14 protein-coding genes are annotated in these 19,654 nt (G+C 44.5%); 9 read left to right on the forward strand and 5 right to left on the reverse strand.

All coding sequences use genetic code 11. The features are described from left to right. The first annotated feature begins 165 nt into the window (after positions 1-165). Positions 166-1,656, forward strand: coding sequence for a SulP family inorganic anion transporter (locus tag AB4585_RS02380; protein WP_372169292.1), 1,491 nt, complete (start codon positions 166-168; stop codon positions 1,654-1,656). Positions 1,657-1,774: 118 nt separating this feature from the next. Here AB4585_RS02380 and AB4585_RS02385 read toward each other — a convergent pair whose 3' ends face one another. After that, positions 1,775-3,397, reverse strand: coding sequence for a methyl-accepting chemotaxis protein (locus tag AB4585_RS02385; protein WP_017068771.1), 1,623 nt, complete (start codon positions 3,395-3,397; stop codon positions 1,775-1,777). Between the two features lie 780 nt (positions 3,398-4,177). On the opposite strand from AB4585_RS02385, the gene AB4585_RS02390 reads away from it, so the two are divergent. Continuing rightward, positions 4,178-5,320 carry an amino acid permease gene (locus AB4585_RS02390; protein WP_372169293.1) on the forward strand — a complete coding sequence of 381 codons (1,143 nt, stop codon included), beginning with the start codon at positions 4,178-4,180 and terminating at the stop codon, positions 5,318-5,320. 133 nt (positions 5,321-5,453) lie between these two features. Here the strand turns inward: AB4585_RS02390 and AB4585_RS02395 are convergent, their stop codons facing one another. The 3 genes from AB4585_RS02395 to AB4585_RS02405 form a co-directional block, all read right to left on the reverse strand. After that, positions 5,454-6,815 carry an L-serine ammonia-lyase gene (locus tag AB4585_RS02395; protein WP_017060420.1) on the reverse strand — a complete coding sequence of 454 codons (1,362 nt, stop codon included), beginning with the start codon at positions 6,813-6,815 and terminating at the stop codon, positions 5,454-5,456. A 120-nt stretch (positions 6,816-6,935) separates the two neighbouring features. Continuing rightward, the gene (locus tag AB4585_RS02400; protein WP_102320452.1) at positions 6,936-8,189 is read right to left on the reverse strand and encodes an aromatic amino acid transport family protein; all 1,254 of its coding nucleotides are present in this window, start codon (positions 8,187-8,189) and stop codon (positions 6,936-6,938) included. Positions 8,190-8,498: 309 nt separating this feature from the next. Then, positions 8,499-9,098 (reverse strand): CoA pyrophosphatase, encoded by a 600-nt coding sequence (locus AB4585_RS02405; protein WP_102320451.1) that lies wholly within the window; start codon positions 9,096-9,098, stop codon positions 8,499-8,501. 303 nt (positions 9,099-9,401) lie between these two features. Between AB4585_RS02405 and AB4585_RS02410 the strand changes: the two genes are divergently transcribed. Both AB4585_RS02410 and AB4585_RS02415 read left to right on the forward strand, forming a co-directional pair. Then, entirely contained in the window at positions 9,402-9,944 is a 543-nt protein-coding gene (locus tag AB4585_RS02410; RefSeq protein WP_017060423.1) for a heme NO-binding domain-containing protein, read from the forward strand. Between the two features lies 1 nt (position 9,945). Continuing rightward, on the forward strand, positions 9,946-11,664 hold the full coding sequence (locus AB4585_RS02415) for an ATP-binding protein (protein WP_372169294.1): 1,719 nt from the start codon (positions 9,946-9,948) through the stop codon (positions 11,662-11,664). A 162-nt stretch (positions 11,665-11,826) separates the two neighbouring features. On the opposite strand, the gene pabB is transcribed toward AB4585_RS02415, so the two are convergent. Continuing rightward, positions 11,827-13,206 carry an aminodeoxychorismate synthase component I gene (gene pabB / locus AB4585_RS02420; protein WP_372169295.1) on the reverse strand — a complete coding sequence of 460 codons (1,380 nt, stop codon included), beginning with the start codon at positions 13,204-13,206 and terminating at the stop codon, positions 11,827-11,829. Positions 13,207-13,460: 254 nt separating this feature from the next. Between pabB and AB4585_RS02425 the strand changes: the two genes are divergently transcribed. The 5 genes from AB4585_RS02425 to tyrR all read left to right on the forward strand — a co-directional run bounded on the left by AB4585_RS02425 (position 13,461) and on the right by tyrR (position 19,636). Beyond that, positions 13,461-14,978 (forward strand): fumarate hydratase, encoded by a 1,518-nt coding sequence (locus AB4585_RS02425; RefSeq protein WP_102320448.1) that lies wholly within the window; start codon positions 13,461-13,463, stop codon positions 14,976-14,978. 164 nt (positions 14,979-15,142) lie between these two features. Continuing rightward, positions 15,143-15,328, forward strand: a complete 186-nt coding sequence (locus tag AB4585_RS02430; RefSeq protein ID WP_004734731.1) for a hypothetical protein — start codon at positions 15,143-15,145, stop codon at positions 15,326-15,328. Positions 15,329-15,527: 199 nt separating this feature from the next. Further along, positions 15,528-16,901: a YcjX family protein gene (locus AB4585_RS02435; RefSeq protein ID WP_372169296.1), complete on the forward strand. Its 1,374-nt coding sequence runs from the start codon at positions 15,528-15,530 to the stop codon at positions 16,899-16,901. Between the two features lie 14 nt (positions 16,902-16,915). Next, entirely contained in the window at positions 16,916-17,968 is a 1,053-nt protein-coding gene (locus tag AB4585_RS02440) for a YcjF family protein (RefSeq protein WP_372169297.1), read from the forward strand. A 123-nt stretch (positions 17,969-18,091) separates the two neighbouring features. Continuing rightward, positions 18,092-19,636, forward strand: a complete 1,545-nt coding sequence (tyrR, locus tag AB4585_RS02445; RefSeq protein ID WP_229647229.1) for a transcriptional regulator TyrR — start codon at positions 18,092-18,094, stop codon at positions 19,634-19,636. Positions 19,637-19,654 lie beyond the last annotated feature (18 nt).

Here is a 19,654-nt window from a genome sequence, read left to right on the forward strand (position 1 = left end):
TAAAGCAACAAGAGGAGTTTAATATTTACGTGTTAATTACGCCGCCTTAGCCCCTGTATTCTCTCTACACCCGCACTTTTCGAGCGCTCGCTCATTCAAGAAAAACAGTCGATCAAATTATGTCTGAACAAGGCAGGACTGGCTGTACAAGTAAAAGAGAATTACATGCTTAATTATTTAAAAAAACACTGGTTATCAAACGTTAAAGGAGATTCATTATCTGGGATTGTGGTTGCACTCGCATTGATCCCTGAAGCCATCGCATTTTCAATTATCGCAGGCGTCGACCCTAAGGTAGGGCTCTATGCATCTTTTTGTATCTGTGTTGTCACCGCTTTGGTTGGCAGTCGTCCGGGGATGATTTCCGGTGCAACAGGCGCTATGGCGCTCTTAATGGTCACATTAGTGAGAGAGCACGGACTAGAGTACCTACTCGCAGCTTCATTCCTAGCTGGCGTCATTCAAATCGCGGCTGGGTATCTCAAGCTTGGTAACCTGATGAATTTCGTTTCCAAATCGGTGATTACTGGATTTGTTAACGCGCTCGCCATCCTAATCTTCATGGCCCAGCTCCCTGAATTGATCAATGTCCCTTCAAGTGTTTACGTATTAGTCGCTTTGGGTTTGGTGATCATTTATCTGCTTCCTTATTTTCCCAAGTTTGGTCGTGCAATACCTTCTCCATTGGTCGCGATTGCTACCCTGACAATCATTAGTTTGTTGTTTGGGTTAGATGTCAGAACGATTGGCGATATGGGTAAGCTTCCTGATTCACTGCCTGTGTTATTGATCCCTAATATTCCATTCACGTTTGATACGCTTGCGACCATCCTTCCATATTCTATCGCTCTGTCTCTGGTTGGCTTATTGGAATCATTGATGACGGCGACAATTGTCGATGACCTGACAGATACTGAAAGTAATAAAAACAATGAGTGCAAAGGGCTGGGCGTTGCGAACATCGTGGCTTCCCTTTTTGGTGGAATGGCGGGCTGCGCAATGATCGGTCAGTCGATCATTAACATCAAATCAGGTGGCTTAACCCGATTGTCCAGCATGATCGCTGGGGTGGTTTTGTTGTTAATGGTGGTGTTTGTTTCTGATTGGTTGAAGCTGATACCGATGGCCGCTTTAGTGTCTGTGATGATCATGGTTTCTATCGGCACATTCTCATGGCGTTCCATTGTTGAGCTTAAAGATCACACACTGCCAACCAATGTAACCATGCTAGCAACCGTGGCGGTGGTGGTGTTTACTCATAATTTAGCAATAGGTGTTGCGGTTGGCGTGGTGCTGTCGGCTCTGTTTTATGCACATGCCAGCAAATCCATGGTGTTTATATCCGATGAAGTCGTGACAAACGAAATGCACACCATTCACCGAGTAAAAGGCCATGTCTTCTTTGCTTCGTCAGATGCGTTTGTCGACTTATTTGATTATGACAACGCGACCTCTTTAGTGACCATCGATATATCGGATGCGTCATTCTTAGATAATACCTCGGTCGAGGCGCTTGATAAGGTTGTGTTCAAGTTCCGTAAAAAAGGGGCTTACGTTGAAGTGTCAGGAATGGATAGCGTGAGTGCGAACCTGATAGTCAAACACGCGATGTATCACAAGCATAAAGACTTAACCGCGGTTTCCATTACGCACTAATCTTGGTTTAAGGTACTTTTAAAGCCTGAAAGCCTGAAAGCCTGAAAGCCTGAAAGCCTGAACTAGACATTGTTATGAAGTTAAAGCGCTCATTGTTGAGCGCTTTTTTGTTGGCGATCTATGACTTCTTCTTTGTACTCGACAAAGTAAACTGATTAATCAGTGACTCAAGGTGATCAGACAGCTCTTCTAAGTCATTGCTGATGTTGCGAGTTTCAGCCGCGGATTGCGACGTGTTGTTGGCGTGAGAGGTGATGGTTTCAACCTTTTGTTGAACATCTTGAGTCGCTTGTGTGGTGGATTGTGTTTGCTGCTGAATATTCTGTGCGTGAGCCAGCACCTGTTTCATCTCTTCGACCACACCATTCATTTCAATTGAAAGTGCGTCGATATCGGTTGAGCTTTGATGGGCTTGTTCGCAAACGCGATCGGCAGAAGTTAGCGACTCTTCACTGCCTTGCTGGAATTGATGAATGATTGACTCAATGCTGCCTGTTGCTTCTGCGGTTCGCGATGCAAGGTGGCGAACTTCATCTGCCACTACCGCAAACCCACGACCTTGTTCTCCCGCACGAGCTGCTTCAATCGCTGCATTCAAGGCCAGAAGATTGGTTTGGTCAGCAATGCCACGAATCACACTCAATATTGAAGAGACCTCTCCGGTTTGCTCATTGAGTGTCAGTATTTTGTGTTTCACTTCTTCTATGCTGCTAACGAGGTTTTTTATCTCACTGCTTGCGTCGTGTGCTTGGTTGGCACTCTTACATGCCACATCGGCGGTGTGATTAATAAGCTCTGAAGCCGTTAAAGTCGCTTGTTCTACATTGACTTGCTGTGCCTGTATTCCTTCGACATTATGTTGCACTTCGGCGGTTTCACTTTGCTGGTCACTGGCGGCTTGCTCGGTAATTTGCGCGACACTAGTCAGTTGGTTGGCAGACGCATTCAGTTTGTGCGAGGTGTTTTGTACCTTTTCTAAGCTGTCGGATACGGTTCCCATGAACGAGTTGATGGAGTTAGCCAGCGTGCCAATCTCATCCTTGCTTTGTTCCGGCAGGCGAGTGGATAGGTTTTTATCGTTGCTGACTTGGGTCATAAAGCGAGAAGTCTGTTGCAGCGGGCGCACGATAATCTTACGAATTAATCCCATCGTAAGGACAAATCCGGCAAACGAGATCACTGCCATAATGCCAATAGCAGCCATGGTTTGAGTGTTAATCAGCGAGTTAACATGGTTAAGGTTATATTCGAGACGAATCGCACCCAAGACTTCACCTTCTGGTGCCATATGACAGGCGACACAATTGGTTCCTCGGTAATCTTCACTCGACTTCATTGGCAGAGCAATAACCAAGCCTTTGCCCCAATCAGCAGAAAAAGGTTCGATAACGGTTTCGCCCGCTAGCGCTCGTTTATCAATATCGTCAACCGGTGTTTGGTTGTCATTACCTGGGCCATATAACTTGCTGACAGCGTCGGCGCGTAAAACACGAACGTCTTCAATGCCTTCTTGAGCCAGTGCTTTCTGACGAAGGGTCTCTTTTTGTGCCATGGTGCCGGTGAGCATCATCATATTGAGGCTATCGAAGTAGTTACTTGCTTTGTCGTGAAGCTGCTCACTTAACACTGAGTTTACAAGTTGCTTTTGTTGCGAATATTGGAAATAGGTCGATATTGCCAGCAAAAAGGTGAACACGATGGCGAGGGCCACTAGGATTTTAAAGGTGATTGTTGAGCGCATAAGGTGTTTGTTTTTATTAATTATAATGACGCAAATACTGTACTAGTAAGAATTCCTACCACCTATGGGGTATAACGAATTGTGTGACCACACTCCGGTTGTGCTTATGTTTCTGTGATGTAACAAGTTTGTGCGGAATCTGGTGTTGAAATGGAACGCGCTTCAAGCTCCTCGCTGTTCTTAAAACAGACTGTTGTTTTGGGAAAATTGAAGTGCAGCATCGAGTTTTGATTGTGCTGATAATTAGAAAAGCCTAGGTTGTTAATTAGCTCGATGTATTTGTCCGCTTGTCTTTTATCAATAAAGACTATTGTTTTAGACGACTTAGTGGTTAATTTATATCCAAATGGCTGTTTTGTTCAATTTAATAGCAAAAATTGTGGTTATAGCGTTGTGTTTCGAGGCTCATTCGATAAGATGAAAAGACCTCTATGATAGAGGTAGGGCAGCAACGGATACGCTGCTTCAAATACTATGGAATGTGACTTATTGGACACATACATGAAATTCAAGATTACATCACCGATTATTGAACCTACGGAAGGTTCACCACATCAGTTAATGCTTACTCACGCTTCTCGTTTTACCTCTTTTAAGACAAGCTCCCCTTTGAACGCCCTGTTCGACAACGTCTCTGCACGCTTCTTTACCGCTTATCGCTCCTATTGTTATTCGTTTTATAACTTTATTTCTATCTGAACTCCTTTGTCATCCGCTCGATGAACGAAGACTCACATCTATAAAAACTAAACAAATAAGTTAAAAACAATGAATATAAAAATGATGGGTAGCTCCCTAATTATCGCTGGTACCGCTCTCGGTGCTGGTATGCTTGCGATCCCAATGGTATTAGCTCAATTCGGATTGCTTTACGGCACACTGCTTATGGTACTGATCTGCTTCGGTACGACTTACGCAGCATTACTACTTCTAGAAGCGACCATCAAAGCGGGTGGCGGTCTAGGATTAAACTCTATTGCCCGAAAAACCTTGGGTAAACAAGGTCAGTTGCTTACCAACGGCTTGCTATACGCGTTGTTGATTTGCCTATTAATGGCTTACATTCTGGGCGCAGGTGACTTGCTGAGTAAGTTACTGTCTAACTTTGGCGTCGAAATTACCGCGACTACCAGCCAAACCGTGTTTACCTTGCTTGCTGGCGCAGTAGTCGCAAGTGGTACTGGTGTGATTGATAAGCTCAATCGAGCATTGTTCTTCGTGATGCTTGCTAGTTTGTTTGCAACCATGGCCTTCTTAGCGCCGAGCATGACTCAAGAAAACTTGATGCAGGTAACCAGCCATGACCACGTTGACCTAATCAAAACCAGTGCCATCCTGTTTACGAGCTTTGGCTTTATGGTGGTGATTCCAACCTTGGTTTCTTACAACCACGAAGCGACAGATAAACAGCTGCGTAACATGGTGATCATCGGTTCTCTGATCCCATTAGTGTGTTACTTGTGTTGGTTGTTTGCGGTAGTGGGCAACTTGAGTGAAGATCAATTCAGAAGCTTTGAGAACGTATCAGATTTGATGGCGGCGTTTGAGGCTCAGTCTCCTTGGGTGGGTAACGTTCTGTCTACCTTCACGGGCTTGGCGTTGTTGACCTCTTTCTTTGGTGTGGCGATGGCGTTGTTCAACCAGAACAAAGACATGTTCAACCAAAATACAGCGGTAACGTACTGCATTAGCTTTATCTTGCCGTTGGCTGGTTCATTGCTTGCGGCAGACAAGTTCCTACAAGTACTGAATTACGCAGGTATCATCTTGGTGTTCCTAGCGGTGTTTGTTCCTGTGGTTATGGTCCACAAACAGCGTTTCATGAAAGTTGCTGATGACCGATACCGAGCAGAAGGTGGCAGCGCAATGATGTTGTTCTCACTGCTGTTTGGTTGCTTCCTGCTTATCTCACAAGTGATCTAGTTCTTTGGTCCATTATCTAAGATGCGAATCGAGCATCTTAGATATAAGTGGCCGGAATTCAGATACAAAAAAGGAACGCATCGGCGTTCCTTTTTATTATCTGCTGATTAAAAACAGATTGATTCAAAGGCTATCAACAAACAACCTTAACAGCCAAACCACCTTGAGAAGTCTCACGGTATTTAGCGTTCATGTCTTTACCTGTTTCTAGCATTGTTTCGATAACTTTATCTAGAGAAACAGTAGGAGCAGAAGAACGACGAAGTGCCATACGAGTCGAGTTGATTGCTTTAACTGCAGCAATACCGTTACGCTCGATACATGGTACTTGTACTTGGCCAGCAACTGGGTCACATGTTAGACCTAGGTTGTGCTCCATGCCGATTTCTGCAGCCATACATACTTGCTCAGGGCTACCACCCATAAGCTCAGCAAGACCAGCAGCAGCCATAGAGCATGCCACACCAACTTCACCCTGACAGCCAACTTCAGCACCAGAGATTGAAGCGTTACGCTTGTAAAGACCACCGATCGCGCCAGAAGCTGCGAAGTAACGGATGTAATCTTTCTCTGTCACTGTTTGGATGAACTTATCGTAGTAAGCCAATACAGCAGGGATGATGCCACATGCGCCGTTTGTTGGTGCCGTAACTACACGGCCGCCAGCTGCATTTTCTTCGTTTACTGCGAAAGCAAACATGTTTACCCAGTCAACAACCGACATTGGATCATTGGTTGTTTTTTCTGAAGTCATTAGCTGTTGGCGAAGTGCTGCTGCACGGCGAGGAACACGTAGTGGACCAGGCAGGATACCTTCAGTATTCATACCGCGATCCATACACTCACGCATAGTTTTCCAGATGTTAGCGAAGTAAGTGCGAGACTCTTCGTCTGAGTGGAACGCTGCTTGATTTTTCATAACCAGTGTACTGATAGAAAGACCGCTTTCTTTGCACTGATTAACCAGCTCTTCAGCTGTTGTGAATTCGTAAGGTGCTTTGATTGGGTTTTCTTCTTCTTTGCCAAAGTTCTCTTCGTCAACGATGAAACCGCCACCAATTGAGTAGTACGTTTTTGAGTATGCAACTTCGTCACCAACCCATGCATGAATGCTCATGCCGTTCTCGTGTAGAGAAAGGTTGCTAGTGTGGAAGTTCATACCGCCATCGCGTGGGAACGATACTGTATGACAGTGCATGCCAACAGGAAGGCGCTCAGTTTCTTCTACGCGAGCAATGAAGCCAGCAATAGAATCGATATCAACACGCTCAGGAGTATTGCCAGCAAGACCCATGATGATTGCGATATCTGTGTGGTGACCTTTCCCTGTCAGTGATAGCGATCCATATACGTCCACGGTGATTTTAGTGATGTCGCGCAATTTTCCCATTGAACGTAGGTCATCAATAAATTCTTTACCCGCTTTCATTGGCCCAACTGTGTGTGAGCTCGATGGACCAACACCGATTTTATAGATATCAAATACACTAATCATAGCGATTACCTCAAAAAGAGAGCCTCTCAAGGGGAGTAGGGAGGCTCATTTATTATCATTATATTTTTTGTCTAATCTCGTGATATAAGATGGATGCCATCTTATAAAAAGGGCTTGAGATTAAAGAGCGCCGTAGATTACAGAGCTAATAGCCGCTAGACCACATAAAGCTGTAAAGATTTGTACAGGTGCTGAAGTTTTGTACTTAGCCATTGCTGGTACTTTCTGCATCGCGAACACAGGCATTAGGAACAGGATAGCTGCAATCATTGGAGCACCCATTGTTTCAATCATACCTAGGATACTTGGGTTAACTACCGCAACAATCCAAGTTGTAACAACGATGAACGCTAGAGATGCTTTTTCGATAGTGCTTACTGAAGAACCAGAGCGAGACTTGATTAGACCAACAAGACCTTCGTGAGCACCTAGGAAGTGACCGAAGTAGCTAGAAGTAATCGCTGCGAATGCTACAAGAGGACCCATGTAAGAGATAAGTGGAGACTCGTGAACGTTAGCTAGGTAAGAAAGAACAGAGATGTTCTGTGCTTGCGCTGTTGCTAGTTGCTCTGGAGATAGAGAAAGCACTACAGAGAATACGAAGAACATTACAAAACCCATCAGCATCATTGCTGCGCCACCAGTGATCGCGTCAGTTTTCTTAACTGCGTCATCACCGTATACACGACGTTGCTCTTTAGAGAACTGTGAAATGATTGGGCTGTGGTTGAAAGAGAACACGATGATTGGAATAGCAAGCCAGATAATAGAAGGCATTGTTGACCATTCTGGGCTTACGTCCATCATTGAAGTGTTCCAATCAGGAACTAGGTAAAAAGATAGCGCTAGTAGGATGAATACTAGTGGGTAAACCATTGCTGAAGTTGCTTTAAGCATCAGCTCTTTACCGAATACAACACCTGCTGTCATAGCAAGGATAAGTGCACCAGAAAGAAGAGGACGAGGAATAGATTCCATACCCATTTGGTTTACTAGGAAAGAATCAACTGTGTTTGTGATACCAACACCGTAGATAAGAACGATCGGGTAGATAGCGAAGAAGTAAGCAAAAGTAATAATGTTTGCGCCAGTCTTACCGAAGTGCTCTTCAACTGTGTCTGTAATATCAGCTTCAGGGTTTTTAGCAGACAGTACGAAACGAGCTAGAGATTTGTGTGCGAACCAAGTCATTGGTGCCGCAATTAGAGCTAGGATAACTAATGGCCAAAAACCACCCGCACCAGCTTTGATTGGAAGGAATAGTACGCCAGCACCAACTGCTGTACCGAATAGTGATAAACACCAGGTAAAATCTTTATAGTTAAACTTGCTTGAATCTTTAACGGCATTTGCCGAAGAAGTTGTTGTGTTCATGTTAAATTACTCATTTTTTGGGAACAGGAAATAAGTCGGGGATAATTCTGCAGAATTTTCTTCTGCAAAAAATAGATCTAAATCATGTAATGAAACGGCGTGTCACATGATATGCGAAAAACGAATTTTTGATCACGAAAATAGCGTGCTACATGTGATTTATGTTTATGTCTGGTATTAGTTTTATTTATGCGAAAGGCGGGGTTGTATAGATTTATACCAGGGAAACGTTTGCGTAAAATTGCATTAATAAATCTGTTCCATAGAAAGTCTGGATTTTGTTAACAGAGATTAAACAAAACGTAGTTGCTATGTGATTCGTTGCAGTACGTGTTGCTGCAGCGATTGGATAATTTGCGCCGTAACGCCCCAAATTAGGTGCTCTTGGAAGGGCATAGCAAAAACCCGATGCTTGATTTGTTTAAAGTTAACAGTGTGGCTGTGTAACTTGGCTTGGTCTAAAACATAGGTAGCGGGTACCTCAAAAATTGAGGCAACTTCGTTCTCATCAATGATGGCTTCATAGTCAGGATCGACCATGGCAATAATCGGCGTCACAGAAAATTTACTAATAGTACTCAATGCTGGTAATTGCCCAATAATTTTAACTTGATCCGATCGAATTCCCACCTCCTCATGGAGCTCTCTGAGTGCAGTGAATTGCATAGAAGGGTCAGAAAGTTCGTGTTTACCACCAGGAAAGCTGACTTGGCCGGGGTGATGCTTTAAATGAGCCGCTCTTTTAGTAAAAATGACATGTAAACCATCTTCTCTTTCAACTAAACCTACCACCACTGCCGCTTTACGTAATTGCTCGCCACTGATGTGCGAAACACGCTCTACTGACTCAGGATGATAGCCAACGGTAGGGTTAAGTTGGAATTGCTGAAGGAAGTTTTCTTTATTCATATCAAGCCAATATATTGATTATTATGATTTTAAGTATAGACATAACCGTGGGTTGATTACCAATATCGAGTTTTTCTTCATTCAATTTCCCTCTTTTAGCTATTAATTGGGCGTCATGAGGGGCTGTTTACCGATGAATCTCCTCAAAATGACGATTTTTGCTATATTCAATATGTGCATACAGGCGAGTAAGCGTTATCGATGTCATAAAATTGGGTGACGAAACGTAGATTTTTTGTTTAAGAATTTGATAACAATAACTTAGTGGACCATTCTAAAAAGAAATAGAAGAAAAGGTATGAGATGAAAGGAATCATATTCACCGAATTTTTAGAGCTTGTTGAAGACAAGTTTGGGCTAGAGCTTTTGGAAGAAGTTCTAGAAATGTCAGAAGATGAAGGGATCTATACGTCGGTCGGCAGTTACGACCACAAAGACCTTGTCAGGTTGATTATCAACTTGAGTAAGAAAACCGATATTGATGCGGCAAGCTTGCAACGCGTGTTTGGGCAGTCTGTATTTAAGAACTTACTGGCCTCATTACCGAATAAAGCGAGCCTTGCTCACAGCAATACCACCTTTCAATTTATTCAGCACGTAGAGCGTTACATTCATGTTGAAGTGAAGAAGCTCTATCCGGATGCTGAGCCACCTGAATTCAGTTTTATCACCACGACCGAAGCACAACTTGTTTTTGACTACAAAAGCGCAAGGTGTATGTCTCATGTTTGCTTAGGGCTTATTGAAGGATGTGCTGAATACCACGGTGAATCTATCGCGGTGGAGATGACGCCACAAAATGATGACCAAAGCGTGGTTAGGTTTAATCTCAAAGTAGAAAAGTAATATGGATCTGGCATCTGCCCTAGAGAAGAAGCTTAAGCGTCAAATCGCGGCAAGGAAAGCGGCTGAAGGATTGTTGGAACAGAAGAGCCTCGAACTGTTCGAGGCTAACCAACAACTTGAGCTTGCTTTGCGTCAGTTAGAAAAGCGCTCCAACGCGAATATACGCCGCATTGAATTCCAAGAACAAATCGACAACCTGTTGATTGATTTTGGGCGCGCGTTTCTAAGAAATGATCTCGATGATGTCATGCTATCTGAACTAACGACCAACGTGACTAACAGTTACTTAATCGAAGCCAGTCGTTTGATTCTACCTCCCAAGCTCATCCCTCAGTTACAGACCTATGATTATGGCGATGAGACTGTCGAGGTGTCAGAGCAAGACATTCAAGAACCTCATTGGCAAGACAACCTACTGACCGTGCCCTTAGAGGTTGAAAAAGTCATAGTTGGTGCGTTAATCGTCAGAGTCAGGTTGTTAGACCAAGACTACGAGTTTATCCAAAGCCAACTGTTGTTGGTCACGGACCTTATCTGCAGTGCCTTAACCCATCAACTAGCAATAAACCGAAATATTGAATCACGTAAACGAGCGGAAGAGTCCGAAAGGGCAACGCGTGACTTTGTGGCGATGATTAATCATGAGTTAAGAACTCCACTTAATGGCTTACTAGGCAGTGCCGAGTTGATCAGTGATACCGAACTGAATAGCTCTCAGCGTGAGATAGTGAACAACCTGAGCCAATCTGGAGAGTTTCTCCGAACCATCATTAATGATCTATTGGATTACAGCAAAATCAATGCAGGGATGTTGGAGCTTATTCCAAAGAAATTTGCCCTACGTGATTTGAGAAACACGATTGAAAGCATCTTCGTCAATCGAGCAATTGAGAAGCAGCTCGAATTCAATATCAGTGTTACGTCAAACGTTCCCTCCCATTTCCAAGGCGATTTAGAGCGCATCACACAACTGTTTGTGAACTTAATAGGTAATGCGATTAAATTTACAGAAGAAGGGCATGTGAATGTTGATATTGAGTGGGACAAAAACCAATTTGTTTTCTCTGTAGAAGATACCGGAGTCGGAATCGCTGAATCGGCGCATAAGACGCTGTTTGAACCTTTTACGCAGGCAGATAACTCAAGTAGTCGGAACTATGAGGGTACAGGACTTGGGTTAGCGATTTGTCGCAAACTGGTGGCTCTGATGAATGGTGATATTGGGGTGACCAGTGTCGTTGGTTCAGGCACGACGTTTACCATCTCGATTCCTCTTCAAGTTGTCGATGTTCCGGCAGAGAGTGATAGTGTCGCCAAGGGCTTTGAGTATGAGGCGGAATTGTCACTACTTAAAGTGCTGGTGGTTGATGATATTAAGATGAACCAGATCATCATCCAACAGATGCTCCGTAAACATGAGATTGAACCAGCTATTGCAAGTAATGGTGTCGAAGGGTTTGAGCTCGCGTCAGACAACGAATACGACATTGTATTCATGGATTGCAGAATGCCTGTTATGGACGGGTTTGAAGCAACAGAGAAGCTAAGAGAGAAGGGTTACGTTAAATCTATTGTGGCACTGACCGCCGGAACGACATTGGAAGAACGCGAACGTTGTATTCAGTGTGGAATGGATGACATTTTGAGTAAGCCTTACACCGCCAACGATCTGAAAGAGATGCTCAAGAAGTGGGGTGTCTCAGCGGTTAAGGTCGCTTAAACACGCGAATAAAGCGTTGTGAGTTATGTACTCTAACTTACAGACTAAAAAACCGAAGTGATCTTACGATCCTTCGGTTTCTTTTTATATCGAACTTTTGCTAGCCGTTAAGCTACGGAACTCGTCATTAAGTCGCGGAACTCGCAGTTAATGACACTAGGTTTAGCAATCTTCAAGTACCGGTAGAATTCGACTCAGCTTATCCAGTGTTTCTTGGTATTCAGAAGCACAATCACTATCAAATACCACACCACCGCCAGCCCAAGCATAAAGCGTGTTGTTCTCGGCGACTAATGTACGAATGGTAATACTGGTATCCATTCTGCCATTTCGGCTGATGTAGCCAATACTGCCGCAGTACGCTGAACGTCGATGCGGTTCTAACTCTTCAATGATCTGCATCGCGCGAACTTTTGGTGCGCCAGTAATCGAGCCTCCAGGGAAACAGGCTCTCAGAAGGTCAGTTGCAGAGTATTGGTCATCAAGGTCCGCTCGTATCGTGCTCACTAAGTGGTGCACGGCAGGGAAGCTTTCAATATCGAAGAGCTTTGGTACATGCACTGTGCCCGGTTTTGCTACTCGGCCAATGTCATTACGAAGTAGGTCGACGATCATCAAGTTTTCCGCCTGATCTTTATCGGCGCTTGCTAGGTCTTGCGCGTTGGTATTATCAATCATCGGGTCCTCAGAACGAGGTCGTGTGCCTTTGATTGGCTTGGTTTCAATGACGTTGTCTTTGAGTTCTAAGAAACGCTCTGGCGAAACACTGATGATTGCGCAGTCGGCCAAACGGATAAAACCCGAAAAGGGCGCTGAGTTGTACTGTTCTAACTTGTCATAAGCCAGCCATTCACTACCTTGGTATTGGGCATTGAAGCGCTGAGCTAAGTTAATCTGATAGCAGTCCCCGGATAACAGGTACTCTTGAACACTATCGAACTTAGTGGCGTAGCTCTCTTCGCTCATATTGGATTGCCACGGTGTGGTTAACCCAAAGGGCGCATGTGATAGGTGTGATTGAGCCATCTGCTGCATTAGCCAATCATGATGTTCATCGATATTGGCACCGACAATACACGCCGTTTTCAATTGGTGGTCAACGATAACAGCCCATTCATACAAGCCAACTGCCATGTCAGGTGCTTCAATATCACGCTTTGCGAGTGATGGAAGTGTCTCGACTCTGCGCCCTAAATCATAGCTAAAATAGCCTAAAGCGCCGCCAACGAATGGCAACTGAGTGTGCTCTTTAGTCGCAGGCAATAATTGTTGCTGATATTGGTCGAGTAGTTCGAAAGGATCAGAGTCTGAAACCTCGCACGTCTCATTAACATTAACGGTCGTTTCTGCACCGATTGTCTCGAAGGTGGCGATGGGTTGAGCAACTAAAATATCGTATCGACTATCAACGTGGCTTTCTGAAGCGGAGCGTAATAGCATTGCCCACGGCAGGTTTTCAATATGGGAAAACAGCTGTTTAGCTAAAGTTGATTGATATTCAAGCGGCTTGATTTGGATAGAGCGAAATTCGTTGTTATTCATTTGTTTAATTTGTGACAAAGAGTTCGATCACTGCATGGCGTGTGAGAGGAAGCAAGAGTATCATAAATTGAAAATAAAATGGGTTCTTGATTAGAACGGAGTAATCCAAGTGGTTTAGTTTAAAGCTATGCAAGCGATTGCTAAAGCAACTAAATACAGCTCAACACAATAAAAAGCTAAACCACCTAATTCGATTTGGCACATATAGTCAAACTGTGAACCCACATGGAACCAGAACAATAAAGAGGCATGCAATGACGGTTATTCGTAAGCAAGATGTGATCAGCAGTGTCGCTGACGCACTTCAGTACATTTCTTATTATCACCCTTTAGACTTTGTCCAAGCCCTAGAAAAAGCGTACGAGAAAGAAGAGAGTCAAGCAGCTAAAGATGCGATCGCTCAGATTCTTATCAACTCGCGCATGTCTGCGGAAGGCCATCGTCCAATTTGTCAGGATACGGGTATTGTTACTTGTTTCGTGAACATCGGTATGGATGTTAGGTGGGAAACGGATCAAACAGTACAACAGATGGTTGATGAAGGCGTTCGTCAAGCTTACAACAACCCAGATAACCCATTGCGTGCATCTGTCCTAATGGACCCTGCAGGTAAGCGTATTAATACCAAAGACAACACACCAGCGGTTGTCCACATTAATATGATTCCAGGCAACAAAGTTGAAATTCAAATCGCGGCTAAGGGCGGCGGTTCTGAGAACAAAACCAAGATGGTTATGCTGAACCCTTCTGATGATATTGCAGAATGGGTAGAGAAGACGCTGCCAACAATGGGTGCAGGCTGGTGTCCACCGGGTATGCTAGGTATAGGCATTGGCGGTACGGCTGAGAAAGCAGCGGTACTAGCGAAAGAATCTTTGATGGAACACATCGATATTCAAGAGCTTATCGAAAAAGGCCCTGAGAACGCAGAAGAAGAGCTTCGCCTAGACATCTTCAACCGTGTAAACAAGCTAGGTATTGGTGCACAAGGTCTTGGCGGTCTAACGACTGTGGTTGACGTAAAAATCAAAACAGCACCAACACACGCAGCATCTAAGCCAGTTTGCTTAATCCCGAACTGTGCAGCAACGCGTCACGTTCACTTCACGCTAGATGGCAGCGGCCCAGCAGAGCTAACGCCACCTAAGTTAGAAGAGTGGCCAGACATCACTTGGGAAGCGGGCGCAAATACACGTCGTGTTAACCTTGATGAAGTGACTAAAGAAGACGTACAAGAGTGGAAGACCGGCGAAACGGTTCTTCTGTCAGGTAAGATCTTAACCGGTCGTGATGCTGCTCATAAACGTATTCAAGGCATGCTAGAAAGCGGCGAAGGCTTACCAGCCGGCGTTGATTTCAAAGGCAAGTTCATTTACTACGTGGGTCCTGTTGATGCTGTAGGTGATGAAGCGGTAGGTCCTGCAGGCCCAACAACTTCAACACGTATGGATAAGTTCACTGACATGATGCTGAACGAAACTGGCATTATGGGCATGATCGGTAAAGCGGAACGTGGCCCTGCAACGGTTGAATCAATCAAAGAGCACAAAGCGGTTTACCTAATGGCGGTTGGCGGTGCAGCTTATTTAGTCGCGAAAGCAATTAAAAAAGCACGCGTTGTTGCGTTTGAAGATCTCGGTATGGAAGCGATTTACGAGTTTGAAGTTGAAGATATGCCTGTAACGGTAGCGGTTGACTCTAACGGCGTGAACGCACACCAGATCGGCCCTGACACGTGGAAAGTGAAGATTGCTGAAGCTGAGAAAGCGTAATTAATCGACGCCAAAAAATCGTAATTGTCGCTAACTTCAGCGTTTGAATTGCAATTTTTGACAGAAAGTTAAAGACAAAAGTGCAGCATTATCTGCACTTTTGTCTTATTATCAATGATATAGTGATAAACACATAGTTTGATATAAGAACATAGGAGAGAGGAATGCCTCGTTTTATTCAGATCCTACAGATTATCTTGGCAGTGGTGATTGGTGCTTTTGTTGGCTACGACCTGATCTTGAAAGGGATCAGTATCTTTGATAATAAATACGTGACGATTACATGTGCGCTTTGGCTAATTGCAGAGATTGCACTGTTTGTTATCTACAAGTTGATTGAAGACGATTAGACGTCGGATATCGTGCAAAAATTCTAAAGCCCCTGATTATGAATGTAGTCAGGGGCTTTTATTCATCTAGCATTAAGAATGTGTATTGCATACTCATCAACATAAGCAAAAGCATACAAACTATCCCAACGGGGAAAGAACATAGGCTTGCCTTTCTATTATCATAACCAGCTAGCCTAACTATCACGGAGTCGTTCAAATGAAACACCTAACTCAAGAAATGAGTGACTTTATAAGCAGAGGAACGGATTCTCATATTCGAGTAGCGGTCACGGGGCTCTCTCGTGCGGGTAAGACAGCATTCATTACTTCGCTGGTTAATCAGCTTCTTCATACGTCTACCCACAAAAACTTGCCACTGCTTGCATCGGCGAGAGATGGAAGAATTATTGGCGCAAAGCGTATCCCGCAACACAACATGATGATTCCACGCTTCTCTTATGATGAAGCGATGGAGTCGTTGAATGCACAGCCACCAGAATGGCCGGTGCCAACGCGTGATGTCAGTGAGATTCGTCTAGCCATCAAATATAAGCCTGCAAAGGGCGCGAAAAAGCTGCTGAGTAAAAACAGCACCCTTTATCTCGATATTGTCGATTATCCAGGTGAATGGCTGCTTGATTTGCCGTTACTGGACATGGACTTCGATACCTGGAGCCAATCTCAGTTTGCCGCATTGAAAGGCGACAGAGAAACTTACTCGCAACAGTGGAACGTAATGCGTGGTGATATCGATTTGCTAGCAGAAGCAGACGAAAAGAAACTGGTCGCGATTGCCGATAGCTACACCCAGTACCTTCATACTTGTAAAAGTAACGGATTGCATTGGGTTCAACCGGGTCGATTCGTATTACCGGGTGAGCTTGAAGGCGCGCCTGTGTTGCAATTCTTCCCGTGTCTCGCACCTGAGGGTAAGTTCTCAAAAACAAGTAACTATGCGGTACTGAAAGCGCGTTATGAAGAGTATCAACAGAAGGTCGTGAAAGCGTTCTACAAGAATCACTTCGCGACGTTCGACAGACAAATCGTGTTGGTGGATTGCTTACAGCCACTTAATGCGGGCTATGACTCTTTCATGGATATGCGTGGCGCGTTAGAACAGTTACTTAAGAGCTTTAAGTACGGTCGAAGCAATATCTTAAGACGTTTATTTGCGCCGAAGATCGACAAGATCTTGTTTGCAGCCACCAAGGCTGACCACGTGACACCGGATCAACATCCGAACTTGGTGTCACTGTTACAACAGATGGTACATCCGGCTTGGCAGCAGGCGGCGTTTGAACACATCGACATGAGTTGTATGAGTATCGCGTCTATTCAAGCGACCAGCGCGGGTTATATCTCGTCTGGCTCAGACAATGTTCCGGCGTTGCAAGGTGTGACTTTGGATAATGTCCCTCAAACCATGTATCCGGGAGAGGTGCCGCGTAAGTTGCCCAACAAACAGTATTGGGAAACCAACCAGTTTGATTTCACGAACTTTAGACCGATGGAGCAACATTCCGATGAGCCTTGCCAACATCTAAGAGTCGACAAGGTTTTAGAGTATCTCATTGGCGACAAGTTGAAGTAATTGAGGCAATCAAAATGAGTGAATTAAAAACAAAGCAGGTCTTTAATGAACCGTTGAAGACCTCTTTTGATGAGCAAGACAAGACCGACGTTGGCCTGGATTTAGGTGCTCAACAACTGTTCACAGAGCAAGAGAAATTTGTCCCTGTCGCACCGCAAGTGGAAGCCGAACTTGATGGTGAAGCTGAGCAGCAATTGGAACAAGTGATTCGACCAAGCAAAAAGAAGAAGTGGTTTGGAACGGGCTTACTTGTCGCTTTCTCCGGTCTGGTGGGCTGGCAGGCGATTGACTCTGTCATTACTGCTATTCAAACCGCTGACTGGCTTGCGTTAGGTTGGGCAGGCTTTATTGCTGCCATTGCTTCATTGGGTTTAGGCGCGATAGGCAAAGAGCTGTGGAAACTGCGTTCACTTAAAGATCACTTTAGTGTCCAAGAGCAGAGTGAAGAGCTACTCCAAAGTCAAAGTGTCGGCAAGGGCAAAGCGTTCTGTGAAAACATCGCCAAGCAAGGTGGCATTATCGCTGAGTCTCCTTCGTACGATAAGTGGCGAAACAGCATTAACCCAGCACACAGTGATGCAGAAGTGTTGGATATGTACGATGCGTTAGTCGTGAGTCAACAAGACAAAGTAGCGACTCAAATCGTCACTAAGTTTTCGACCGAATCGGCGGCTTTGGTTGCAGTGAGTCCATTGGCGGCGGCTGATATGTTGCTGGTGGCTTGGCGAAATTTCACCATGATCGACAAGCTTGCTGATGTGTATGGCATTGAGCTTGGCTACTGGTCTAGGATTAAGCTATTTAAATTGGTGTTAATCAACATGGCAGCAGCGGGAGCCAGTGAACTCGCAATTGATGCAAGTATGGATCTCGTCTCGATGGATCTTGCAGGCAAAGTCTCAGCTCGAGCAGGGCAGGGGCTAGGTGTTGGTATTCTTACTGCAAGACTGGGTCTAAAAGCCATGACATTGCTTCGACCTATGCCTTGGCATAACGAGAGAAAAGTAAAACTGGCAGACCTCCGCAAAGCCGTCCTTTCAGAAATAAAGCGTATCACTCTCAAATAAAGCATTTAAAGCTCAATAGTTTGAGAAGAAGAGTAAACATATGTTTACTCTTCTTCTTGACTGAACTCAGAGCTTAATCCACACTACTGTCAACTTATCCTGACACCTATAATAGGACTATTTGTGCGTCTTGAAGTATTGTGTGAAGACAGACTCGGCTTAACACGTGAGTTGCTCGATATCTTGGCCTCAAAAAGCATTGATTTAAGAGGAATCGAAATTGATGTTAAAGGTATTATTTACCTAAACTGCCCTGATATCGATTTTGATGCTTTTAGTGAACTTATGGCTGAAATTCGCCGAATTTCAGGTGTGAAGGATGTACGTAAAATCCAATTTATGCCAAGCGAAAGGCATAACACAGAGCTGATTGCTCTGCTGGCAAACCTACCTGATCCTGTTATTGCGATTGACCTTAAAGGCTCAGTCGATATGGCTAACCACGCTGCATTGAACCTTTTTAATAAGCAAGAAGACGCAGTCATCGGTGAACCGCTAGCGACGTTTGTTCCTAGCTTTAACTTTGCTCGCTGGATCGAAGGCGATGTAACGCGCCATCGTGAAGTTGTCGTGTTAGATGGTTTAGATTTCTCTATTGAGATCCTGCCGATTTACCTTGGTGGTGATGTCAACGAAGCGGTACTGGCAAGCGCAGTAATGACGATTCGCTCTTGTAATCAAGAGATGAACTCGCCAGATTCAATCCCAGAACAGAACAACCTAGGTTTCGAACACTTTGTTGGTGTCTCTAATCGCCATAAAGCCTTGATCAGCCAAGCTAAGAAATTGGCTATGCTGGATCAGCCTCTATTAATTGAAGGCGATACAGGGACAGGCAAAGAGATGTTGGCAAAAGCGTGTCATAACCGTTCAAATCGATCGTCTTTCCCATTCTTGATTCTAAGCTGTGCATCGATGCCTGATGACGTAGCGGAAACGGAATTGTTTGGTCATGCGCCGGGTTCATTCAACCATGAGCAAGGTCATAAAGGTATTTTCGAACAAGCGAATGGCGGTACCGTATTTTTAGATGAAATTGGCGAGATGAGCCCGCATCTACAAATCAAATTGCTGCGTTTCCTACAAGATGGTTCATTCCGTCGTGTTGGTGAAGAAGAAGAGATGCACGCTGATGTTCGTATTATTGCATCAACGCGCCACCGTCTTTCTGAATTAGCCGACTCGGGTTCGTTCCGTGAAGATTTGTTTTACCGCTTGAATGTACTGACTCTGTCTATCCCTGCATTGCGTGAACGCTCAAACGACGTAGCACCGCTATTGGAACTGTTCGTTGCAAAGTACGCGCAGCAGTTAGGTATGTTAAAACCAAAATTGACTCAAGAGTTAGTCGACCAGCTTGGTAATTACCAATGGCCGGGCAACATTCGTCAGTTAGACAACATGGTTCTACGCGCACTAACAGAGTTGGATTCAGACACGCTAACGGTTGAGCAATTCCACTTGCCACAGCTTGAAACATTGACGGCAGGAATGGCGAACCTGAGCTTAGATGGTTCGCTCGATGAAATCATGAAAGACTATGAATCTCAGATTCTAGAGAAGCTTTATCAGTCTTTCCCATCAAGCCGTAAGCTAGCAAAACGTTTGAATGTATCTCATACCTCAATTGCGAATAAGCTTCGTGATTACGGTATCAGAAAGAACTGATCGAATAAGAACAAGATT

The sequence above is a fragment of the Vibrio sp. 10N.222.49.C9 genome (assembly GCF_041474985.1).
Lineage (GTDB): Bacteria > Pseudomonadota > Gammaproteobacteria > Enterobacterales > Vibrionaceae > Vibrio > Vibrio crassostreae_C.